21 protein-coding genes and 1 pseudogene are annotated in these 20,524 nt (G+C 73.3%); 13 read left to right on the plus strand and 9 right to left on the minus strand.

The genetic code is table 11. The features are described from left to right. Positions 1–103 precede the first annotated feature (103 nt). The 5 genes from FB457_RS14090 to FB457_RS14110 all read left to right on the plus strand — a co-directional run bounded on the left by FB457_RS14090 (position 104) and on the right by FB457_RS14110 (position 2,665). On the plus strand, positions 104–571 hold the full coding sequence (locus FB457_RS14090; RefSeq protein ID WP_047019946.1) for a type II toxin-antitoxin system PemK/MazF family toxin: 468 nt from the start codon (positions 104–106) through the stop codon (positions 569–571). Positions 572–663: 92 nt separating this feature from the next. After that, positions 664–1,116, plus strand: coding sequence for a M67 family metallopeptidase (locus FB457_RS14095; protein WP_047015960.1), 453 nt, complete (start codon positions 664–666; stop codon positions 1,114–1,116). A 64-nt stretch (positions 1,117–1,180) separates the two neighbouring features. Beyond that, a complete protein-coding gene (locus FB457_RS14100) occupies positions 1,181–1,315 on the plus strand; it encodes a putative leader peptide (protein WP_347612336.1) in 135 nt (44 codons plus the stop codon). A 121-nt stretch (positions 1,316–1,436) separates the two neighbouring features. Further along, positions 1,437–1,715 (plus strand): MoaD/ThiS family protein, encoded by a 279-nt coding sequence (locus tag FB457_RS14105; protein WP_047015961.1) that lies wholly within the window; start codon positions 1,437–1,439, stop codon positions 1,713–1,715. Continuing rightward, the gene (locus FB457_RS14110; RefSeq protein WP_145782080.1) at positions 1,715–2,665 is read left to right on the plus strand and encodes a cysteine synthase; all 951 of its coding nucleotides are present in this window, start codon (positions 1,715–1,717) and stop codon (positions 2,663–2,665) included. The genes FB457_RS14105 and FB457_RS14110 overlap by 1 nt, the downstream gene beginning before the upstream one ends. A gap of 48 nt (positions 2,666–2,713) precedes the next feature. Here the strand turns inward: FB457_RS14110 and FB457_RS14115 are convergent, their stop codons facing one another. The 3 genes from FB457_RS14115 to clpS all read right to left on the minus strand — a co-directional run bounded on the left by FB457_RS14115 (position 2,714) and on the right by clpS (position 5,158). After that, a complete protein-coding gene (locus FB457_RS14115; protein WP_047015963.1) occupies positions 2,714–4,144 on the minus strand; it encodes an amino acid permease in 1,431 nt (476 codons plus the stop codon). Between the two features lie 106 nt (positions 4,145–4,250). Continuing rightward, positions 4,251–4,850, minus strand: coding sequence for a DUF2017 domain-containing protein (locus FB457_RS14120; protein ID WP_145782082.1), 600 nt, complete (start codon positions 4,848–4,850; stop codon positions 4,251–4,253). Next, the gene (gene clpS, locus FB457_RS14125; RefSeq protein WP_018834043.1) at positions 4,850–5,158 is read right to left on the minus strand and encodes an ATP-dependent Clp protease adapter ClpS; all 309 of its coding nucleotides are present in this window, start codon (positions 5,156–5,158) and stop codon (positions 4,850–4,852) included. The genes FB457_RS14120 and clpS overlap by 1 nt, the downstream gene beginning before the upstream one ends. Before the next feature lie 137 nt (positions 5,159–5,295). Here clpS and FB457_RS14130 point away from each other — a divergent pair, with 137 nt between their 5' ends. Next, entirely contained in the window at positions 5,296–6,618 is a 1,323-nt protein-coding gene (locus FB457_RS14130; protein WP_047015965.1) for a nicotinate phosphoribosyltransferase, read from the plus strand. A 93-nt stretch (positions 6,619–6,711) separates the two neighbouring features. Beyond that, on the plus strand, positions 6,712–7,299 hold the full coding sequence (locus tag FB457_RS14135) for an isochorismatase family protein (RefSeq protein WP_047015966.1): 588 nt from the start codon (positions 6,712–6,714) through the stop codon (positions 7,297–7,299). Between the two features lie 327 nt (positions 7,300–7,626). Here the strand turns inward: FB457_RS14135 and FB457_RS14140 are convergent, their stop codons facing one another. Further along, positions 7,627–7,932 carry a hypothetical protein gene (locus tag FB457_RS14140; protein ID WP_047015967.1) on the minus strand — a complete coding sequence of 102 codons (306 nt, stop codon included), beginning with the start codon at positions 7,930–7,932 and terminating at the stop codon, positions 7,627–7,629. 115 nt (positions 7,933–8,047) lie between these two features. Further along, positions 8,048–10,231, minus strand: coding sequence for an immune inhibitor A domain-containing protein (locus tag FB457_RS14145; protein WP_047019947.1), 2,184 nt, complete (start codon positions 10,229–10,231; stop codon positions 8,048–8,050). A gap of 538 nt (positions 10,232–10,769) precedes the next feature. Between FB457_RS14145 and FB457_RS14150 the strand changes: the two genes are divergently transcribed. Further along, entirely contained in the window at positions 10,770–11,054 is a 285-nt protein-coding gene (locus FB457_RS14150) for a hypothetical protein (RefSeq protein ID WP_234380447.1), read from the plus strand. A gap of 137 nt (positions 11,055–11,191) precedes the next feature. Here the strand turns inward: FB457_RS14150 and FB457_RS14155 are convergent, their stop codons facing one another. Together FB457_RS14155 and FB457_RS14160 are read right to left on the minus strand one after the other, a co-directional pair. Further along, on the minus strand, positions 11,192–12,346 hold the full coding sequence (locus FB457_RS14155; protein WP_047015969.1) for an RDD family protein: 1,155 nt from the start codon (positions 12,344–12,346) through the stop codon (positions 11,192–11,194). A 55-nt stretch (positions 12,347–12,401) separates the two neighbouring features. Further along, positions 12,402–14,165 carry an RDD family protein gene (locus FB457_RS14160; RefSeq protein ID WP_145782083.1) on the minus strand — a complete coding sequence of 588 codons (1,764 nt, stop codon included), beginning with the start codon at positions 14,163–14,165 and terminating at the stop codon, positions 12,402–12,404. Between the two features lie 184 nt (positions 14,166–14,349). On the opposite strand from FB457_RS14160, the pseudogene FB457_RS14165 reads away from it, so the two are divergent. Further along, a pseudogene (locus FB457_RS14165) lies at positions 14,350–14,821 on the plus strand (SsgA family sporulation/cell division regulator). A 72-nt stretch (positions 14,822–14,893) separates the two neighbouring features. On the opposite strand, the gene FB457_RS14170 reads toward FB457_RS14165, so the two are convergent. Beyond that, the gene (locus FB457_RS14170) at positions 14,894–15,985 is read right to left on the minus strand and encodes a helix-turn-helix domain-containing protein (protein WP_145782085.1); all 1,092 of its coding nucleotides are present in this window, start codon (positions 15,983–15,985) and stop codon (positions 14,894–14,896) included. Between the two features lie 307 nt (positions 15,986–16,292). Here FB457_RS14170 and FB457_RS14175 point away from each other — a divergent pair, with 307 nt between their 5' ends. The 3 genes from FB457_RS14175 (at position 16,293) to FB457_RS14185 (ending at position 18,634) form a co-directional block, all read left to right on the plus strand. Next, the gene (locus FB457_RS14175; RefSeq protein ID WP_047015972.1) at positions 16,293–16,952 is read left to right on the plus strand and encodes an IclR family transcriptional regulator; all 660 of its coding nucleotides are present in this window, start codon (positions 16,293–16,295) and stop codon (positions 16,950–16,952) included. Between the two features lie 337 nt (positions 16,953–17,289). Then, the gene (locus FB457_RS14180; protein WP_047015973.1) at positions 17,290–18,042 is read left to right on the plus strand and encodes a S16 family serine protease; all 753 of its coding nucleotides are present in this window, start codon (positions 17,290–17,292) and stop codon (positions 18,040–18,042) included. 79 nt (positions 18,043–18,121) lie between these two features. After that, positions 18,122–18,634: an FBP domain-containing protein gene (locus FB457_RS14185; RefSeq protein WP_047015974.1), complete on the plus strand. Its 513-nt coding sequence runs from the start codon at positions 18,122–18,124 to the stop codon at positions 18,632–18,634. Here FB457_RS14185 and FB457_RS14190 read toward each other — a convergent pair. Further along, positions 18,612–19,127 (minus strand): Lrp/AsnC family transcriptional regulator, encoded by a 516-nt coding sequence (locus FB457_RS14190; protein ID WP_047015975.1) that lies wholly within the window; start codon positions 19,125–19,127, stop codon positions 18,612–18,614. The two genes, FB457_RS14185 and FB457_RS14190, sit on opposite strands and share 23 nt — an antisense overlap. A 125-nt stretch (positions 19,128–19,252) precedes the next feature. Between FB457_RS14190 and hppD the strand changes: the two genes are divergently transcribed. Next, complete coding sequence (gene hppD, locus FB457_RS14195; protein WP_047015976.1) at positions 19,253–20,398, plus strand: 4-hydroxyphenylpyruvate dioxygenase; 1,146 nt, start codon at positions 19,253–19,255, stop codon at positions 20,396–20,398. Positions 20,399–20,524: the final 126 nt, after the last annotated feature.

The following is a 20,524-nucleotide window of genomic DNA, read 5'->3' on the forward strand; positions in this document are numbered from 1 at the left end:
GTATGGCGACAGAGCAGGGCCCGCGTGCCGGCCTGCGCGGCGCCGCCCGGGCACGCGGGCGCAGATGCCGCCCGTGCAGGCGGGCGGCATCTACGATCGGCGCATGGACGCCTCGTGGTGGCCGGCCATCGTGGCCGTGGTGGTGCTGGCCGTGATCGCCGGGCTCGTCGACAGCTTCGGCCGGGTGCGGCGCGCGCACCGGCGCCCGGCCGGGCCGGAGGGCGAAAGCGAGCCGGGCGCGGGCCCGGCGCGGGCGCCGGAGCCCGGCGAGGTGTGGTGGGCGGCCGTGCCGTACGGGAACGCGGAGACGGCGGACGGCGAGGACCGGCCCTGCCTGGTGCTGAGGACCGCGGGCGAGACGGTGACGGTGGCCTGGATCACCACCCGGGCGGACGGCGGCCGGCCGGACCGGATTCCGCTGCCGCCCGGCTCCGCCGGCGCCGGGGCGGACCGCCCGGCGTTCCTGGAGACGGACGAGCTGCACGAGGTCGCCTTCCGGGACCTCCGCCGCGGCGCCGGTCCCGTGGACCCGGCGGTGTGGGACCGGGTCCGGCACCTGTCCGACACCTGACGCCCCGGGAAGTCTCCCGGCATCCGAGCAGATTCGTCTCAGTGTTCGGAACGTACGAGGTAAGCCCGCCGCGGCCGTGCCATCCTTCCCCCATGCTGACCATCACGGAGGAGCTGTACGAGCAGATCGTCGCCCACGCCCGCAAGGACCACCCCGACGAGGCGTGCGGCGTGGTCGCGGGCCCGGCGCCGGCGCCCGCCGACGGCCGGCCGCAGCGCTTCATCCCCATGCTCAACGCCGCCCGCTCCCCCACGTTCTACGAGTTCGACTCGCAGGACCTGCTCCGGCTCTACCGGGAGATGGACGACCGCGACGAGGAGCCGGTGGTGATCTACCACTCGCACACCGCCACCGAGGCGTACCCCTCCCGCACCGACGTCTCCTACGCCAACGAGCCCGGCGCCCACTACGTCCTGGTCTCCACCGCCGAGTCCGGCGACGGCGAAGGGCCGGTCTCCTTCCGCTCGTTCCGCATCGTGGACGGTGTGATCACCGAAGAGGACGTCACCGTGATCGCCTCGTACGACGACGCCCCCGCGGGCTGAGACCCCGGTCCGCATCATGAAACGGCGATCCGGCGGGCGGACGGGGAATCGATACCATGAGCCCATGGTTGTCCACGACGTGACCCGGAAACCCCCGGGCAGGCAGGTGCTGCTCGTCGCCCGTCTGCACGTCGACCTCTGCCGTCTCGCCAGCGCCGCCTGTACGACCGCGCCGCCCCGCGCGGCCGGCCGCGCCTGACTCCGCCGACCCGGCGTCCGGCGGCCCCGTCCGCGTATGTCCCCCGCCCGCCTGCGGCGCGGCCGGCCCGCGTCCGCAAGCGCCCGCAGCCCGACTCCCCGCATCCCACAGGAGCCCCGAAATGGCCATCGAGGTCCGCATCCCGACCATCCTCCGCAGCTACACCGACGGCGAGAAGGCCGTCGAGGGCGACGGCACCACGCTGGCCGAGCTGATCGACGACCTGGAGTCCCGGCACACCGGGATCCGCGCGCGCCTGGTCGACGGCGACGACCTGCGCCGGTTCGTCAACGTCTACCTCAACGACGAGGACGTCCGCTTCCTCGACGGCATCGCCACCAAGCTCACCGACGGCGACAGCGTGACGATCCTGCCCGCCGTCGCCGGCGGCTCGGTCTGATGCGTTACGAGAGCACCCTCGCGGCCGTCGGGGACACGCCCCTGGTCCACCTGCCCCGCCTCTCCCCCGCCCCCGACGTGCGGATCTGGGCGAAGCTCGAGGACCGCAACCCCACCGGCTCCGTGAAGGACCGCCCGGCGCTCTTCATGGTCGAGCAGGCGGAGAAGGACGGCCGGCTCACCCCCGGCTGCACGATCCTGGAGCCCACCTCGGGCAACACCGGCATCTCGCTGGCCATGGCGGCGAAGCTCAAGGGCTACCGCATCGTCTGCGTGATGCCGGAGAACACCAGCGCGGAGCGGCGCCAACTGCTCGCCATGTGGGGCGCGGAGATCATCTCCTCGCCCGCGGCCGGCGGCTCCAACACCGCCGTACGGGTCGCCAAGGAGCTGGCCGCCGAGCACCCGGACTGGGTGATGCTCTACCAGTACGGCAACCCCGGCAACGCGGGCGCGCACTACGCCACCACCGGCCCCGAGATCCTGGCGGACCTGCCGTCGATCACCCACTTCGTGGCCGGCCTCGGCACCACGGGCACGCTCATGGGCGCCGGCCGGTTCCTGCGCGAGCACCGCCCCGGCGTGCAGATCGTGGCCGCCGAGCCGCGCTACGACGACCTCGTCTACGGGCTGCGCAACCTCGACGAGGGCTTCGTGCCCGAGCTGTACGACGAGTCGGTGCTCACCACCCGCTACTCCGTCGGCTCCGAGGACGCCGTGACCCGTACCCGCGAACTCCTGCGCGAGGAGGGCATCTTCGCGGGCGTCTCCACCGGCGCCTCGCTGCACGCCGCGATCGGCGTGGGCCGCAAGGCGGTACGGGCCGGGGAGAGCGCGGACATCGCGTTCCTCGTCGCGGACGGCGGCTGGAAGTACCTGTCGACGGGCATCTACACCGCGGAGACCACGGAGGAGGCCGTCGCCGCGCTGCACGGCCAGCTCTGGGCGTAGCACCCGGCGTACGCGCCGGGCGCGCGGCGGGAACGGGGGCGCGGCCGGCTACTGCGCCCCCGCGACGTACTCCGGTGCCGCCTCCCGGACCGCGGCCCGCCGCCGGCTCACCGCCCACCCGCCGGAGAGCAGCACCGCCCATCCCGCGCCCACGTACAGCGAGACGCGGGCGTCGGCGTCGAGCGCGGTGAGCACGGTGACGAAGGCGAGGAACACCAGCGCCAGCCAACTGCACACCACCCCGCCCGGCGCCGGGAACGACGAGGCGGGCAGGAGTCCCGCGGCGACGCGGCGGCGGTAGCGGATGTGGCTGACGAGGATCATCGCCCAGGTCCAGATGCCGGCGGCGGTGGCCACGGACATGACGTAGCCGAACGCCTTCTCCGGCACGAGGTAGTTGAGCACCACGCCGACGGACATGACCACGACCGACATGGCGATGCCCGCGGCCGGCACCCGGCGCGGGCTGAGCCGGCCGAAGACTTTGGGCGCCTCGGCGTTGGCGGCAAGGGCGCGCAGCATGCGGCCGGTGGAGTACATGCCGGAGTTGCACGACGAGAGGGCCGCGGTGAGCACGACGAAGTTGACGATCCCGGCGGCCAGGGGGATGCCGATCTTCCCGAAGGCGGCGACGAACGGGCTGATGCCCTCGCTGAACTCCGTCCACCGGACCACAGACAGGATGACGATCAGCGAGCCGACGTAGAAGATGACGATCCGCCAGGGCAGCGTGTTGATCGCCTTGGGCAGGGTCTTCTCGGGGTTCGCGCTCTCGCCCGCGGTGACGCCGACGAGTTCGACGGCGAGGTAGGCGAACATCACGCCCTGGAGGGTCATGAGGCTGTCGCCGATGCCGTTGGGGAAGAAGCCGCCGTGGTTCCAGAGGTTCGTGGTGGTGGCGGTGTTGCCGGCGGCGGAGAAGCCCAGGGTGAGGACGCCGACGCCGATGACGATCATGCCGATGATCGCGGTGACCTTGACCATCGAGAACCAGAACTCCAGCTCGCCGAAGATCTTCACCGAGATCAGGTTGACGCCGAAGAGGAGCAGGAGGAAGCCGAGCGCGCTCACCCACTGGGGGATGGCCGGCCACCAGTAGTTGATGTAGATGGCGGCGGCGGTCAGCTCGGTCATGCCGGTGACGGCCCACATCAGCCAGTACGTCCAGCCCGTGACGTAGCCGAAGTAGGGGCCGAGGAACTCGCGGGCGTACTCGGCGAAGCTGCCGGAGACGGGGCGGTAGAGGAGCAGTTCGCCCAGGGCCCGCATGATGAAGAAGATCACCACGCCGGCGAGCGCGTAGAGGAAGATGAGGCTGGGCCCCGCCTTCTCGATGATCTTGCCGGCGCCCAGGAAGAGGCCCACCCCGATGGCGCCGCCGATGGCTATCATCTGGATCTGGCGGCTGCCGAGCCCGCGCTCGTAGCCCTCTTCGGAGGACGGAGCCGCGCCGCCCTCCGGCACCTTCGCAGTGGTCATGTGGAGTTGTGCCCTTTCCCGTGCAGTCCCCCGTCTGCAGCTTTACCACGGGAAAAGGGTGATTATGTGCACATTCACCCGAACGGGCCCGGGGGTGCCCGTGGGCCTAGCCCATCAGCGTCTCGATCAGGGTCTCCTGGAGCCCGCCCAGCCACAGGTACGCCATCACCATCGGCTTGCGCTCGTCCTCGTCCGGCAGCCGGAACAGCTCCTGGCCGTCGTCGTCGTCCCGGATGTCGAGCCGCGCGCCTATGGCCAGCCGCAGGTCGTTCAGCGTCGCGAGCCACTGCCGCGACTCCTCCGGGCCGACCTTGAGCACCGCGCCGTCCTCGCCCTGCACGGAGAGCAGGTCGAGCCCGCGGACGACCGCCAGCGCGTTCTCCCGCTTGCTCTCCCGCAGCTCCGGCTCGGTGTAGCGGCGGAACTCCGCCGAGCGGGCCCGCTCCTCGTCGTCCGGGCCCTTGCCCGGCTCGCCGTACGCGTCGGGGAAGAGCCGCGCCAGCGCCGGGTCGGAGGGCGGCTTGCTGGGGCCCTCGGCGAAGAGCGCGTCCAGCGGGTCGGCGGGCGGCGGGGCGTCCGCGGGGGTGTCGCCGGGGCCGATCAGCTCCAGCAACTGCACGGTCAGGGTGCGCAGGATGGAGATCTCCAGCTCGTCCAGCTCGACGGCAGCGCCGCCGCCGGGAACCGCTTCGAAGTGCCCTGCCATCAGCGGTCCTGCTGGAGGGTGGCCCACAGGCCGTAGCCGTGCATCGCCTGCACGTCCCGCTCCATCTCCTCGCGGGACCCGCTGGAGACGATGGCCCTCCCCTTGGTGTGTACGTCCATCATGAGCTTGCGGGCCTTCTCCCTCGGATATCCGAAGTACGCCTGGAAGACGTACGTCACGTAGCTCATGAGGTTCACCGGGTCGTTGTGGACGATCGTCACCCAGGGGACGTCCGGTTCAGGCACCGCCGCGGGTGACTGGGACTCGACGGTCTCCGGGCGCTCGATCTCCGTGGGTGCGACGCTCACGGTTGGCGGCAACTCCTCGTTAGCTCCGGCTGCGATCGCAGCCCTGACGGTCCCCATGCTGCCACCCGAGACGGTGCCGCAGCCATTCGGACACCGGAAATCGTCAGAGTGACGAGTATGGGCGTAGGATCAGCTGCATGTCGGAACTGAAGCTGCCGGTCACCGTCCCCTCGACGGCCCTCTTCACCGATCACTACGAGCTGACCATGGTCCAGGCCGCGCTGCACGCCGGCACCGCCGGCCGGCGCTCGGTCTTCGAGACCTTCACCCGCCGCCTGCCCGAGGGCCGCCGCTACGGCGTCGTCGCGGGCACCGGGCGCGTCCTGGACGCGCTGGAGAGCTTCCGCTTCGAGCCCGAGGTGCTGCGCTTCCTGCGCGCGCACGACGTGGTCGACGCCCCGACGCTGGAGTGGCTCGCGGACTTCCGGTTCACCGGCGACATCTGGGGCTATCCCGAGGGCGAGGTGTACTTCCCCGGCTCCCCCGTGCTGCGCGTCGAGGGGAGCTTCGCCGAGTGCGTGCTGCTGGAGACGGTGGTGCTGTCGATCCTCAACCACGACTCCGCCATCGCCGCCGCGGCCTCCCGGATGGCCGTCGCCGCCGGCGGCCGGCCGCTCATCGAGATGGGCGCCCGGCGCACCCACGAGCTGTCCGCGGTGGCCGCCTCCCGGGCCGCGTACGTCGGCGGCTTCGCCTCCACCTCCGACCTGGCCGCCGGCTTCCGCTACGCCATCCCCACCGTCGGCACCGCCGCGCACGCCTTCACGCTGCTGCACGACAGCGAGCGCGAGGCGTTCACCGCGCAAATCGAGTCCATGGGCGTGGGGACGACGCTGCTGGTCGACACGTACGACGTGGAAGCCGCGGTCCGTACCGCCGTGGAGGTCGCGGGCCCGGAGCTGGGCGCGGTGCGCATCGACTCCGGCGACCTGCTGCTGGTCGCGCACCGGGTGCGCCAGCAGCTCGACGAGCTGGGCGCTGAGCGCACCCGGATCATCGTCACCAGCGACCTCGACGAGTACGCCATCGCCTCGCTCGCCGCCGCCCCTGTGGACGCGTACGGCGTGGGCACCCGGCTGGTCACCGGCAGCGGGCACCCGACGTGCTCCATGGTCTACAAGCTGGTCGCCCGCGCCGCCTCCGACGCCCCGGACGCGCCGCTGGCGCCGGTGGCGAAGCGGTCGACGGGCGGGAAGACGTCGATCGGCGGGCGGAAGTGGGCGGCCCGGCGGCTCGACGCGTACGGGGTCGCGGAGGCCGAGGTCGTCGGCACCGGGGAGGTGCCGGCGGAGCTGGCGGGGCGGGAGCTGCTGGTGCCGCTGGTGCGCGGCGGGAAGATCGTGGGCCGGGAGCCCATGGACGACGCCAGGGCCCGGCACGTCGTGGCCAGGGACGGGCTGCCGCTGTCCGCCACCCAGCTCTCCAGGGGCGAGCCGGTCCTGCCGACGGAGTACGTATGACGCCCGGCCCAGCGGGCAGAGAACCGGGACGCGCGGCGGCTTGGCTCCCAGCGGTCCGCCCGTCCGACGCCGACTCACGAAGGGCATCGCACCATGCATCGTGCACTGATCGTCGTTGACGTGCAGAACGACTTCTGCGAGGGCGGCAGCATGGGGGTGACCGGGGGCGCGGACGTCGCCGCCGCGATCACGGACCTGATCGGCCGGTCCACGGCCGGCTACCAGCACGTCGTCGCCACCCGCGACCACCACATCGAGCCGGGCGACCACTTCTCGGCGCACCCGGACTTCGTGCACTCCTGGCCGCGGCACTGCGTGGCCGGCACGGAGGGCGTCGGCTTCCACCCGAACTTCGCTCCGACCGTCGCCTCCGGCGCGATCTCGGCGGTCTTCGACAAGGGCGCGTACGCGGCGGCGTACAGCGGCTTCCAGGGGGCGGACGAGAACGGCGTGCCGCTGGCGGACTGGCTGCGCGCCCGGGAGGTCACGGAGGTCGACGTGGTGGGCATCGCCACCGACCACTGCGTGAAGGCGACGGCGCTGGACGCGGCGGCGGAGGGCTTCCGCACCCAGGTGCTGCTGGACCTGACGGCGGGGGTGGCCGAGGACAGCACCCAGCGGGCGCTGGGGGAGCTTTCGGAGGCGGGCGTGGAGCTGACGGGCAAGCCGGTCGTCGGCTGACGCGGACCGCCGCCGGCGCGGGCTGCGGAGCCGTGTGCGGCCGTCTGCGGAGGGCTGGTGACCGCAGGAGCGGCCTGCCGGCCGGCGCGACGCCGTACCGCGGGGGCGGCCCGCCAGCGGTCGCGGCGCTGCGCCGACAGCGCCGTCAGCGGCGGCCCCGGACGCCCGTCCGGGCGTCCGCAAGCCACCCGCGGGCGCTTCCGCGACGGGGCCCGAGGGGCACCTCACGCCCGCCCGCGGCGGTCGCGGGCCGTCGCCCCGGAGCCCGCGCGGCCCTCAGGCGGCGCCCCGGGGTCCCTCCGGCCCGCCGCGGCGTCGCCCGTACGCCTACGTCGCCAGCCGGAAGAGCGCCGCTATCGGGTGCCAGGGCTCCGTGTCGTCGTCGAGCGAGCCGCGCCAGACCAGGCCGTCGGGATGGCAGAGCACGGCGGTCACCTCGTCGGGCGTGGGCGGGTGCGCGTTGCCGCGGAGGTAGACGGAGCGCAGGCCCAGGTTCCGCAGCCGCGTCAGGGCCCTGGCGCGGTTCGCGGCGTGCACGAGCACACGTATCCGCCGGCTCTCCACGGGGGCCGGCAGGGAGACGGCGACCACCATGCTGCCGTCCGGCAGCTTGGTGAATCCTCCTCCGCCCATGGCGCTCCTCACGTGCTCATCGGTCGGCCAGCCTGCTCACGCCATCTTTACGCGATCGGCCGCCGCCCCGCCAGGGGCAGCGGCCGATACGTCTCTGACCTGCGATTTTACCGAATCACCTACCGGAGGGCGCCACCTGGATTGTCATGGTCCGGCCATGACTGGGCTCCTGGACGATGGTGATCTTCGTGTTGGTGTCCGGCACCTTCACGCTGCCGCCCGGGTTCCGCTCGTCCCAGTACGACCCCTTGCGGTCGTCGAAGACCGGAACGCCCTTCTTCGACGTGATCTTCGCCGGCTTCCCGTCCTTGTGGAGGGTGAAGCCGTCGGTCGGCTGGGTGCTGAAGGTGGCGTCGTACGCCTGGATGCGGTTCCGCATCACCGAGCCGTCCGCCCACTTCGCCGGCTTCGGGTGCGCGTCGACCGGCAGCACCAGACCCGCGCCCGGGTGCTCGCTGGTGTTGTTGTCGAGCTGCGAGGTGTCCCACAGCCAGACGGCCAGGCCGTTCTGGTACGGGAAGTGCTCGACCCAGTCCGGCTTGTCGGTGACCCAGCCGAAGTTGTACGGGCCGCTCTTGAGCGTCTTGTCGTACGACACGTACTGCCGGTTCTCGGCGATGTAGTACTGCGGGTAGTCCTTGGTGAAGGACTCCTCGACGCGCGAGAAGCCGTCCGCGGTCCAGCCCGCGTCGTCGCCCTCGGCGCCGTCCGCGAAGACCTCCGCGCCGTCCGCCGTGATCGTCAGCGCGTCGGCGGCGAAGCCCTTCTGGGCCACCCCGCCGTCGGTCTGGTAGCGGAAGCGGAGCTGGATCTCCTGGCCCGCGTAGGCGTCGAGGGAGTACTCCAGGTCGCGGTACTCGCCGGAGACGCCGGTCAGCGCCGGCCGGTCGCCGCCGTCGCGCGGGATCTGCGCGCCGTCCGCGGTGCCGTCGAGCGGGGTGAAGCCGGCGCCGCCGTCCGTGGAGACCTCGGCGTAGAGGTAGTCGTAGTTCTCCTCGATGTCCCACCAGCCCGCGAGGCTGAGCGAGGCGCTGGACTTGCCGGTCAGGTCGACCGTGCGGGTCAGTGAGTTGGACAGGTCGTCGCCCATGCCGCTCCACCACTGCTTGCTGCCCTCGGCGGGCTTGGTGATGGTGGTGGTGACGGCCTTCTCGGGCAGCTCGACGACGAGCGCCTGCGGCTTGCCCTCCACCTGCTCCTCGGCGCGGCCGAGGGTGTGCTGGGAGCGGGTCGCCGCCTTGGCCGTGTCGTAGTCCAGCCAGCCGAGTTGGAGCTTGTCCCAGGCGGTCATGTCGCCGGGCAGGTCGCCGATGGCGTCCTTGCCGCGGCCGAGCCAGGAGCCGGAGGACATGAGCGACCAGAAGGCGGTGGAGTTCTCGCCGCCCGCGGTGTCGTACAGGTCGGGCAGGCCGAGGTCGTGGCCGTACTCGTGGGCGAAGACGCCGAGTCCGCCGTTCTCCGGCTGGACGGTGTAGTCGCCGACCCACACGCCGGTGTCGCCGATCTGGGTGCCGCCGGCCTTGTTCTCGCCGGGGCCCGTGCTGCCAGCGTCGGTGCCGTAGGCGTACCAGCGGTGCGCCCAGATGGCGTCCTCGCCCTGTGCGCCGCCGCCGGCGGACTCGTCCTCGCCCGCGTGCACGAGCTGGAAGTGGTCGATGTAGCCGTCGGGCTCGTCGAAGTTGCCGTCGCCGTCGAAGTCGTAGCGGTCCCAGACGTCGTACTCGGCGAGCTGCGCCTTGATCTCGGCGTCGGTCCTGCCGGCGGCCTTCTGGTCCTCGGCCCACTTGGCGGTCGCATCGCGGACCAGGTCCCAGACGGAGGCGCAGGTGGAGTCGCCGCAGTAGTTGGAGCCGTAGCGGGCCTCGTTCCACTTCACCGAGACCCAGTCGCTGACCTCGCCGTCCACCGTGTACTTCCCGGAGGACTGCTTCTCGTAGTACTTCGCCACGGACTGCTTGTCGGCGTCCTTGGAGAAGTAGAGGTCCTGGTAGTGCTGACGGTCGTAGTCGGCCTTCCAGTCGGTGGAGTTGTCCACCGCCCGGTCCGGCTCGGCTATCTGGTTGTGCGCGGGTCCCGCGTCGCCGCCGTACTTGACGACGGGCGGCTTCGGGCCCTCGGGTCCGTCCGGGTCGTACATGGTCTCGTCGTCGACGTCGTCGCCGAACTCGACCAGCACGGTGAAGATCTTGTCGGTCTTCGCCCCCCGGCCCAGCTCGGCGTACTTGCCGTCGTCGAGCTTGACGACGGTCGAGCCGTCCCTCTCCGCCCGCGGCTGCGCCTCGGTCTCGCCGGAGAGCAACTGCTGCAGCGCGGCCTCCTGGCGCGCCTCCTGCTCCTTGCTGAACGGACCGTCGAGGTCGTGCTCCTGATGCTTCGGCGCCCGCGCCGGGTCGCGGCGTTCGAGCTGGGCCGCGCCGTCGCCGGGGTCGGCGGCAGCCTGCCCCAGGGGAAGCAGAGCCGCCCCGAGTGCGGCTGCAACCACCGTGGTAACGGCAGTTTTTGACAACTTTCTTTGCCTGCTCTTCACGTTTGCGCTGTCCCTCCCGCGTCGCCGCACGTATAGGTGTGCCTGCATTCGACCGGAGTGAACAAAGAAATGACAGTCTTGACTTGGACACTTCAGAGGGCTACGGCACCTGAGCCGCTGGTGACGGCGTTGCCCACCCCGGCATGACACCGTGCGCCCCCTCGTGCACCCCCCGAGTGGGTAAGGTCACGCTTACTTGCGTCCCCGGGCGGGCAACGCCTTGGGTAATGGGGGGCGGCTGCACGCACGGGGCCGCCCTTCGGCACGTTCACCCGTCCGCACCGATGCTGAGCCCACCAGGGGGGCTGCCATGCCGCGTCCGACTCTCACCCAAATCCTGTACGGGTCGGCCACAGTCATCGCCTCAGCAGCAGCCATGCTGCTGCTCTCGCAGGCCGGCGCAGCCATCGCCCTCGTGGCGATCTGCGTCACCGCCCTGGCGCTCGGAGTGCTCGTCGCACTGACCGCTCCCGTACCGCGCTCCCGCCGCGCTCCCGCCTTGACGGCGGAGCACGTGGTGGCGGCGCGGCCGGACGGTATCGCCGCACCCGCGGCGGACCGGCGGCCGGTCGGCGCGCAGTCCGCGCCGCACTGAGACGGCACGGGGGCGTCCGCAGGGGCGCCCACGGGGGACGGCCGAGGCACCTACCGAACAGGAAGCGGCCGGCGACCATGTGGTCGCCGGCCGCTTCGGTGTGCCGGTCCCGGGGGGGCGGGGCGGGGAGGCGGTGGTCAGGGGGTGTAGCGCTGCCCCTCGGTCGAAACCACCACGGTCTTGGCCGCCTTGTCGTGCACGCACTGGCGGTACGGCCGGTCCCAGGTGCAGGACAGCACGTTGTAGAGCCAGAACAGGGTGCCGATGCACGGCACGATCGCGGGCAGCGAGTAGACGGCGGCGCGGAGCCAGCCGGGACCTCCGGCGGGAACGGCGCCGTTCTCCAGCATGCCGACGCGGATGCCCATGAGCTTCTTGCCGACGGTCTGACCGCTGCGGGTGAGCATCAGGCCCTCGTAGACGAGGTAGACGAGGATGCCGAAGATGCCCCAGGCGTACTGGGAGCCGGTGTTGTCGGTGTCGGCGACCTCGTCGACGCGGCCGATGAGGGTGAGGAAGAGCGACACCGGGATGTAGACGATCAGGGCGTCGATGATGCGGGCCAGCAGCCGGCGGCCGAGGCCGCCGAGCGGGGGCATCCCGGCCAGCCGGGGATCGGGGGCGCCGTAGGGGGAGCCGCCGGGGCCGCCGCCGTACGGGGGCGGGGGCGGAGGCGGGGGCATGGAGCCGGGGGGCTGGTCGTAGGGGGAACCGCCGGAGGGCGGGGGGCCGTAGCCGTGCTCGCCGCCGGTGCCCGAGCCGGGCGGCGGGGCGGCGCCGGGACCGGACGGCGACGAGCCGCCGGGACCGGGCGGCGGCGTGACGCCCGACCCGGACGAGGGCGCGGCATCGGGTCCGGTGGGCGGGGCGGTGCCGGAACCGGACGACGAGGAAGCCCCCGGACCGGTCGGCGGGGTCACGCCGGAACCGGACGAGGGCATGGCGCCGGGACCGGTCGGCGGGGGCGGCGCGCCGCCGGGCCCCTGCCCTCCGCCCCCGTGCGCCGGGGTGCCCTCGCCCGTGCCGGGCGCGGGGCCCGCGGGCGGCGGGGGTGCCTCGCCTTGCTCCTCCGGTGTCGTCGGGCGGCCCACCGGCCGCGTCGTCCCGCTTCCGGCTGCCGGCGCTTCGCGCGGCTCCCGTGCCCCGTGGTCCTCACCCGGCGGCGGTCCCGCCTCCTCCTCCTGCCCTTCCTGCCCCCGCGTGCCGCCGGGGGGCGCGCCGCTCTGCGGCGGCTGCGAGCGCGTGGGCTTGCTGCGGTGCGGGTCGGCGCCCTCGCCGTGGTCGGAGCTCATGCACCGAGTCGACCCCCGGTGTCACCGCCCCGCATCCCGGGGGCCGCCGAACGGCTCAGCCGCGCGCCACGTACGTGCGCCCCGCCTTGTCGTGCCAGCACTGCCGCCACGGCTTGTCGAAGGCGCACCAGACGACGTTCAGCAGCCCGATGAACGGCAGCAGCAGGAACACCGCGTACGTCAGCCACCGCCGCAGCGCCGAGCCGGTCGCCGGCGGGTCCTGCGACTCGATGTCCAGCACCCGCACGCCGAACAGCCTCTTCCCGGGCGTACGCCCCCACTTCGCGGTCGGCAGCGCCTCCACGACGAGGCCGAGCACGAGGAAGAGGCCGAGGACGAGCGCGAGATAGGGGCCCGTGGTGCCGTCGATGAGCCAGACCGTCACGGTCTTGCCGGACTCCTCGGCGGCGTCGATCTTGTCCTGTACATGGTCCACGGACTTGCTCACCAGCGGCACCGCGACCGCCGCGAGCACGCCGCCGACCAGCAGCGCGTCCACGAACCGGGCGCCGAGCCTGCGCCCGAGCCCGGCGGGCGGCGCGGTGCCCTGCGCGGCACTGAGGAAGGGGTCACCGGACGGCGGCCGCCAGGGCACGACGGGCGGCTCGCTGCCGCCGCCCTGCGGCAGTTCGGCGCGGGCCGCGGGCCGCTCGGGAAGCTGCGCGGCGGGCGGCGGCTGCGGGGTGGAGGGCGGGGCCGTGCGCGCGGCGGGGGTCAGCGGCGGCGCCGCGTGGCCGCCCTGCGGCGCGAGCTGCGGCGGCGCGGGGCGGGGCTGCGGCAGTTCGGGCGTCGTCGGCGTCGGCGGCGGGGCCACCGGCACGTCCGGGGCCGTGGGCGCAGGGCGCGCCTGCGGCAGGTCGGGGGTGGTGGGCGCGGGAAGGGCACCCGGTACCTCGGGCGTGGTTGGTGCCGGCACGTAGACCCCCGGGGTCTGCCGCGGATCCGCGGCCCCGGACCCGGCGGCCCCCGGCCCGAACCCGGAGGCGGCTGCCCCGGAGCCCGCACCGGACCCGGCCCCCGGGCCGGCCTCCTCGCGCGTCTCCTCCGGCGTTCCGGGTGCCGGTACGGGCGCGGGCCCCGACAGCCGCCGTACCTGCTCGCCCCACGAGCCGCCCCCGACGCGCGGGTCGCGCCCGAGCGGCACGCCCGGCCGGTCCTGCTCGTACGGACCGGGCGCGGCCTGTCCGCCCTCCTGCCCGGCGCCGCCGTCCGCGGCCCCGGCGTCCTCCGCCCGGCGCGCGGCCGGCAGCCGGGGCTCCTCCTCGGTGCGGCCCGGCTCCGGCGTGCCGCCGCCCAGCTCGGCCGGCACCGTGAGCGCCGGCTGGTCCTGCGCGCCCCAGGCGACGCGGCTGTCGGCCCGCTCCGCCACGTCCACGACGTCGACCGCCTGCCACGCGCCCTGGGCGTCCGCCGGCTCCCCGGCGGGCGGCTCGTCGGATGCGGCCCGCTCGGCCGCGTCCCGTACGTCGTCCGCGTCGTCGCTCCCGCGCGCGTGCCGCCCGCGGGGGGCGGGCACGGAGTCCCGGGGCTCCTCCTCGTCGAGGAACACCGGACCGGTCTCGCTCAGCGACGGCCCTGAGGCGGCGGGCTCCGCGGGCGCGGCGTCCGCGCCCTCCGCGCCGCCCGCGCTCGCGGACTCCGCGTCGGCGATCTCCTGCGCGTCCGCGGCCAACTGCTCCTCGCCCTCTTGGGCACGGCGGCTGGTGCCGGGGACCCACGCCGCACCGTTCCAGTACCGGACGTAGCCCGGGATGGAGGGGTCGGGGTAGTAACCGGGGCCGGGGATCCCGCCTCCGGAGGGTGGTGTCGGGGCGCTCATGGTGTCCACATCTACCAGAACCGGCGGACAGCCGGGTCCGCCTCACCCCCGTTCCGCCTTAAGTGACTTGTCGAACGATGGGAGGAAGTCTGCGGAAGTCGCGTAAGAGCGCCCCCGTTTGGCCGTCTCTCCCCCAGCAGGCCCGTCGGACCTGCGTGACGTTCGACAAGAGAGGTGCCACACCATGCGGACCGTGGTGGAACGCGAACTGGAGCTGCGGCTCGTGCTGTCGCCGGAGAAAAGTGTTCCGGTTCCGTCCAGACTGACATACCGGTCGTCGGACCCGTACGCCGTCCACATCAGTTTCCCCATCGGCTCGGCGGCGCCGGTGCGCTGGTCGTTCGCCCGGGAGCTGCTGGTGGAGGGGGTGTTCCGGCCGTGCGGCCACGGCGACGTGCGGGTCTGGCCGACGAAGTCCGGTTCGGGGAGCGTCATCTGCCTGGCGCTCACCTCTTCGGACAGGGACGCGCTCCTCGAGGCGCCCGCCGCCGCGGTCTCCACCTGGCTGGAGCGCACGCTACGGGCCGTGCCCCCCGGGTTCGGAGAGGGCACGGCTCGGCCTGGACGAGGGGCCGGCGGAGCTGCTGGGGCCCGCGACGCGGGACGAGCTGCGGCTGAGCGACCCGTGGCCGTCGGACGAGTCCGGCGATACGTGAGCGCCCGTACGCGCCGCTGCGCGCCCACGCGCCGTCCCGCGCAACCGTGCGGCGCCCCGCCCCCGTTCGGCGCTACGCCGCCGTCCCCGCCGGAAGCTGCCCCGGCCCGCGGAACGTGCCCCGGTACGCGGTCGGCGAGACGCCCAGCGCCGCCTGCATGTGCTGCCGCAGCGACGCCGCCGTGCCGAACCCGGCGTCCGCCGCCACCCGGTCGACGCTGCGGTCGGTCTCCTCCAGCAGGTGCCGCGCCCGCTCGACTCGCTGCCGGGTGAGCCATTGCAGCGGCGTCACGCCGGTCTCCTCGCGGAACCGGCGGCTGAAGGTCCGTACGCTCATCGACTCCTGCGCGGCCAGCTCCCGCAGGGCGACGGGGCGGTCGAGGTGCGCCAGCGCCCAGGCGCGGGCGCGGCCCGTGGTGCCCAGCTCCGGCTCGGCGACCGGCCGGGGCACGTACTGCGCCTGCCCGCCGTCGCGGTGCGGGGGCACGACGGTGCGGCGGGCGACGTCGTTGGCGACGGCGGCGCCGTGGTCGGCGCGGATCATGTGCAGGCACAGGTCGATGCCCGCGGCCTCGCCCGCGGAGGTGAGGACGCCGCGGTCCTCGGTGTAGAGCACGTCGGGCTGGAGGCGTACGGCGGGAAAGCGGCGGCGGAACAGCTCGGCGGACTTCCAGTGCGTCGTGGCCCGGCGCCCGTCGAGCAGGCCCACGGCGGCGAGCACGAACGCGCCGGTGCAGACGGAGGCCACGCGCGCGTCGGGCCGCACCCGCCCGAGGGCCGCCCGCAGCGCGGCCGACGGCTCCCCGTACCCGGCGCCCCCGGCCGGCCCCTCCCCCGCGTCCCCCGCGCTCCCGACCGCGCTACCGACCGCGCTAACGACAGCGCTTTCGACCGCGTCCGCGGCGTGCGACGCGGGCACCACGACGGTCGCGGCCCCGTCCAGCGCCTCCGGACCGCGCTCGACGAGCACCGGGAAGTCCGCGTCGGTACGCACGGGACCCGGCCGCAGCGCGCAGGTGACCACCTCGTACAGCCGCCGCCCCCCGGCCTCGGCGGAGCCGAACATCTGGTGGACCAGGCCGAGTTCGAGGGGCATCACGCCGTCCCGGACGAGGACGGCGACGCGGTGCGGTCCGGTGGGGGAGGTTTCTGCGGAGCCGGTCATGGCACGATTCTTTCACATGCGTCCAATCCGGCCATTCGAGGGCATTGCGCCAGGCGCAACGATCACGGAAAGCGACGGACGCGCAAGATCCTGACCGGATTCTGGACGGGGTCTTCCGCTGAGCGGTGCCGCTCGCTAGGTTTCCGCTCACCCCCGCCGAGCAGGCGGAGGCGGGGCTCCGAGATCCGCGGCAGAGCCGCCGCGGACACAAGCCGGTGCCACCTGCGGCCGGCGGCTCCAGACGCCGGCGCTGCAAGGGACGGGTGCGCCGGCGCGGGAAGGGCCGCACATCACTTGAGGAGGCGGCGTGCCCGCAGAGACCTCCCAGACCCTCGACCGTGGACTCCGCGTGCTCAAGCTGCTCGCCGACACCGACCACGGCCTGACCGTCACCGAGTTGTCGCACAAACTGGGCGTCAACCGCACCGTGGTGTACCGCCTGCTCGCGACCCTGGAACAGCACGCCCTCGTCCGCCGCGACCTCGGGGGCCGCGCGCGCGTCGGGCTCGGGGTGCTGCGGCTGGGCCGGCAGGTGCACCCGCTGGTGCGGGAGGCGGCACTGCCGGCGCTGCGCGCGCTCGCCGAGGACGTCGGCGCGACCGCGCACCTGACGCTGGTCGACGGCAGCGAGGCGCTGGCCGTCGCCGTCGTCGAGCCGAGCTGGACCGACTACCACGTCGCCTACCGCGCCGGCTTCCGGCACGCCCTGGACCAGGGCGCGGCGGGCCGGGCGATACTCAAGGGCCGCGGCCTCGGCCCGGGCGCGCGCGAGACGGACGCGGAGCTGGCGCTGGCCCTGACGCACGGCGAGCTGGAGGCGGGCGCGAGCGGCGCGGCGGCCCCGCTGCTGGGGGTGTCGGGGATAGAGGGCAGCGTGGGCGTGGTGATGCTGCACGAGATCGTCCCGGGCGAGGTGGGTCCCCGCGTGGTCTCGGCGGCGCGCGAGGTCGCCCAGGCCCTGCGGTAGCCGCGCGGGGCGCGGCGCGACCGGTCGGAAAGCCGCGGCACGGCGTGACGGATACCCCGCGGGTACGGCGCAACGCGGCCGGCACGGAAGTGCGGCGCCGCCGAAGAGGGACGGGGTGCACACCGGACGGTGAGCACTCCGCGCGGCCGGCGACCGGGCGCCTGTGCGCCCGCGGCGACCACCCGGGCGCGTGCCCCGGCGGCTTCGCCGCGGGGCGGCCGCGGCCCGGCGGAGCCGCTGCCGGCACACCCGGCCTCTCCGGTACGGCCCACCCCGCCCCTCCCGTTCCCCCCGCCCGGCGGGGGCACCGTAGATTGGTGGCGTGCCACCTCGTCGTGTGACCCTCGCGCTCTGTGCCGCGCCCGTCGCCGGGCTGCTCGCCGCCGCGGCGTTCGCTCCGCTGCCGTTCTCGCTGGCGAAGCCCGGGATGACCGCCGACGTGCTCGGCGACCACCGGGGCAGCCCCGTGATCACCGTCTCCGGGGCGGAACAGCACGCCACCGACGGCGAGTTGCGCATGACGACGATCGCCGCGACCGGCCCCGAGGTCGATCTGCGGCTCGCGGACATCGCCTCCGGCTGGTTCGCCACCGACGAGGCCGTGATGCCCAAGGACGCGGTGTATCCGGTGGGCGACTCCCGCAAGGAGATCCGCGAGTACAACGCGGAGCAGATGCGCGAGTCCCAGAACACCGCCGTCACCGCCGCCCTGAACCACCTCGGCCGCAAGCCCGGCAGCGTCGACGTCGAGCTGCGCCTCACCGACGTCGGCGGGCCCAGCGCCGGGCTCTTCTTCGCCCTGGGGATCGTCGACAAGCTCGGCCCCGACGACCTGACCGGCGGCCGGGTCGTCGCCGGTACGGGCACGATCGATCGGGACGGCACCGTCGGCGCGGTCGGTGGCGTACCGCTGAAGACGCAGGCCGCCAAGCGCGACGGCGCGACGGTGTTCCTGGTGCCGAAGGCAGAGTGCGCCGACGCGCAGTCGGAGCTGCCGGAGGGGCTGCGGCTGGTGCCCGTGGAGAAGCTGTCCGACGCGGTGACGTCGCTGAAGGCGCTGGAGTCGGGCGGCGACGTACCGAGCTGCTGACGCGCACCCCGTACGCCCCGCAGGGCCCGCCCCGGAATTCACGTGCGGTCCGTACGCGATCTCCGTACCCTCGACCGGCGTGGAACCGCTCAGTGAGAAAGAGATCCGCGCATCCTTCGTGAACGCCACCAAGGGCGACGCCGGCCGGCTCAAGCTGCCGCTCGACTTCGCCGGCCTGCCCTGGCCGGATCTGGACTTCCTCGGCTGGGTGGACCCCGGCGCGCCGCTCCGCGCCCACCTCGTCGTCCCGCGCCCGGACGGGCCCCTCGGGATCACCCTGCGCGTCCCGGCCGCCGGCCGCGCCAGCGCTGTGCGCTCCCGCATGTGCCAGCTCTGCCTCACCGCCCACTCCGCCTCCGGCGTCCGGCTGCTCGCCGCCCCGCTCGCGGGCCCGCGCGGGCGGCAGGGGAACACGGTCGGCGTGTACGTCTGCGCCGATCTCGCCTGCTCGCTCTACCTGCGCGGCAAGCGGCAGCCGAAGCTCCGTACCGTGCCGCAGGAGGAGTCGCTGACCGAGGCCGAGCGGATCGCGCGTATGTGGGGCAACCTGGAGGATTTCGTGAGGAAGGTCACCGCCCCGGCCGCTCCGTAGGACCGCCCCCCGGTGAGCCGCCCGCCGGTGAGCCGCCCGCCGCCTGCCGCACCAGCGGGACGATCCGCAGCGGCACCGGGTTCTCCATCACGATCGCCGTCGACGCCCGCACGATCCCGTCGAACCCCACCACCAGGTCGATCACCCGCTGCAGATCGGCGTTCGACCGCGCCACCAGCCGGCACAGCATGTCGCCGTGCCCCGTGATCGTGTGCAGCTCCAGCACCTCGGGCACCCGCGCCAGGTGGCTGCGGACGTCCGTGCCCTGGCCCTGCTTGATCTCCAGGGTGGCGAACGCCGTCACCGGATACCCCAGGGCCGCCGGGTCGACGTCCGGGCCGAAGCCGCGGATGACGCCGCCGGAACGCAGCCGGTCGAGCCGGGCCTGCGTGGTGCCGCGGGCGACGCCCAGGCGGCGGCTGGCCTCCAGCACGCCGATGCGCGGCTCGTTCGCGAGCAGCTCCAGGAGCCGGCCGTCGAGCTGATCGATCATCCCGCACGCTCCTCGTTGGTCAGCTTGTACAGATAGCCCGGGTCTTCGCGCGTCCCACCGGTCAATCTGACCAGTGATTTCGGCAACTATTGCACACCTTGCCAACCGGAGAGACCCTTTTGAGCATGACCGAGACCATTGATCAGCCCGCTCCGCAGATCCGGCAGGACGACCCCTTCCCGGTGAAGGGGATGGACGCCGTGGTGTTCGCGGTCGGCAACGCCAAGCAGGCCGCCCACTACTACTCCACGGCGTTCGGCATGAAGCTGGTCGCGTACTCCGGACCGGAGAACGGCAGCCGCGAGACCGCCAGTTACGTCCTGGAGAACGGTTCCGCCCGTTTCGTCCTCACCTCCGTCATCAAGGCCGCCACCGACCACGGCCGGTTCCTCGACGCGCACGTCACCGAGCACGGTGACGGCGTGATCGACCTCGCCCTGGAGGTCCCCGACGCCCGCGCCGCGTACGCGCACGCCGTCGCGCAGGGCGCCACCGGCCTCCAGGAGCCGTACGAGCTGAAGGACGAGCACGGCACCGTGGTGCTCGCCGCCATCGCGACGTACGGCCAGACCCGCCACACCCTCGTCGAGCGCACCGGCTACGACGGCCCGTACCTGCCCGGCTACACGGCCGCGGAGCCGCTGGTCGCGCCGCCCGCGCGGCGGACGTTCCAGGCCGTCGACCACTGCGTCGGAAACGTCGAACTCGGCAAGATGGACGAGTGGGTGGCCTTCTACAACAAGGTCATGGGCTTCACGAACATGAAGGAGTTCGTGGGCGACGACATCGCCACCGAGTACTCCGCGCTCATGTCCAAGGTCGTCGCGGACGGCACGCTCAAGGTCAAGTTCCCGATCAACGAGCCGGCGCCGGGCAAGAAGAAGTCGCAGATCGACGAGTACCTGGAGTTCTACAACTCCCCCGGCGTGCAGCACATCGCGCTGGCCACCAACGACATCGTCGGCACGGTACGGACCATGCGCGCGGCCGGCGTCGCGTTCCTCAGCGTGCCGGACGCGTACTACGACACCCTCGGCGAGTGGGTCGGCGACACCCGCGTACCGATCGACGAGCTGCGGGAGTTGAAGATCCTCGCCGACCGCGACGAGGACGGGTACCTGCTCCAGATCTTCACCAAGCCGGTGCAGGACCGGCCCACGGTGTTCTTCGAGATCATCGAGCGGCACGGCTCGATGGGCTTCGGAAAGGGCAACTTCAAGGCCCTGTTCGAGGCCATCGAGCGCGAACAGGACAAGCGCGGCAACCTCTGAGCGCGCGTGACTCCTGCCTCATCCCTGTCGGTTTCCCATCCCGGCTTGGCCGTTCCGCGACAGAGATGATACGCAATCGTGATGCGTATCGAGCGGGAGCAGTAGGAGGCTGCGCGAGACGACGAG

The organism is Streptomyces sp. CNZ287, from assembly GCF_007827615.1.

Excerpts from the sequence above, each read along its gene's own strand:
- FB457_RS14100 (WP_347612336.1), top strand. The coding sequence starts at position 1,181 with ATGGTTGTCCACGACGTGACCCGGAAACCCCCGGGCAGGCAGGTGCTG.
- FB457_RS14110 (WP_145782080.1), top strand. The coding sequence starts at position 1,715 with ATGCGTTACGAGAGCACCCTCGCGGCCGTCGGGGACACGCCCCTGGTC.
- FB457_RS14150 (WP_234380447.1), top strand. The coding sequence starts at position 10,770 with ATGCCGCGTCCGACTCTCACCCAAATCCTGTACGGGTCGGCCACAGTC.
- FB457_RS14105 (WP_047015961.1), top strand. The coding sequence starts at position 1,437 with ATGGCCATCGAGGTCCGCATCCCGACCATCCTCCGCAGCTACACCGAC.
- FB457_RS14190 (WP_047015975.1), bottom strand. The coding sequence starts at position 19,127 with ATGATCGATCAGCTCGACGGCCGGCTCCTGGAGCTGCTCGCGAACGAG.
- FB457_RS14090 (WP_047019946.1), top strand. The coding sequence starts at position 104 with ATGGACGCCTCGTGGTGGCCGGCCATCGTGGCCGTGGTGGTGCTGGCC.
- FB457_RS14120 (WP_145782082.1), bottom strand. The coding sequence starts at position 4,850 with ATGGCAGGGCACTTCGAAGCGGTTCCCGGCGGCGGCGCTGCCGTCGAG.
- FB457_RS14160 (WP_145782083.1), bottom strand. The coding sequence starts at position 14,165 with ATGAGCGCCCCGACACCACCCTCCGGAGGCGGGATCCCCGGCCCCGGT.
- FB457_RS14155 (WP_047015969.1), bottom strand. The coding sequence starts at position 12,346 with ATGAGCTCCGACCACGGCGAGGGCGCCGACCCGCACCGCAGCAAGCCC.
- FB457_RS14130 (WP_047015965.1), top strand. The coding sequence starts at position 5,296 with ATGTCGGAACTGAAGCTGCCGGTCACCGTCCCCTCGACGGCCCTCTTC.
- FB457_RS14115 (WP_047015963.1), bottom strand. The coding sequence starts at position 4,144 with ATGACCACTGCGAAGGTGCCGGAGGGCGGCGCGGCTCCGTCCTCCGAA.
- FB457_RS14170 (WP_145782085.1), bottom strand. The coding sequence starts at position 15,985 with ATGACCGGCTCCGCAGAAACCTCCCCCACCGGACCGCACCGCGTCGCC.
- FB457_RS14140 (WP_047015967.1), bottom strand. The coding sequence starts at position 7,932 with ATGGGCGGAGGAGGATTCACCAAGCTGCCGGACGGCAGCATGGTGGTC.
- FB457_RS14135 (WP_047015966.1), top strand. The coding sequence starts at position 6,712 with ATGCATCGTGCACTGATCGTCGTTGACGTGCAGAACGACTTCTGCGAG.
- hppD (WP_047015976.1), top strand. The coding sequence starts at position 19,253 with ATGACCGAGACCATTGATCAGCCCGCTCCGCAGATCCGGCAGGACGAC.
- FB457_RS14095 (WP_047015960.1), top strand. The coding sequence starts at position 664 with ATGCTGACCATCACGGAGGAGCTGTACGAGCAGATCGTCGCCCACGCC.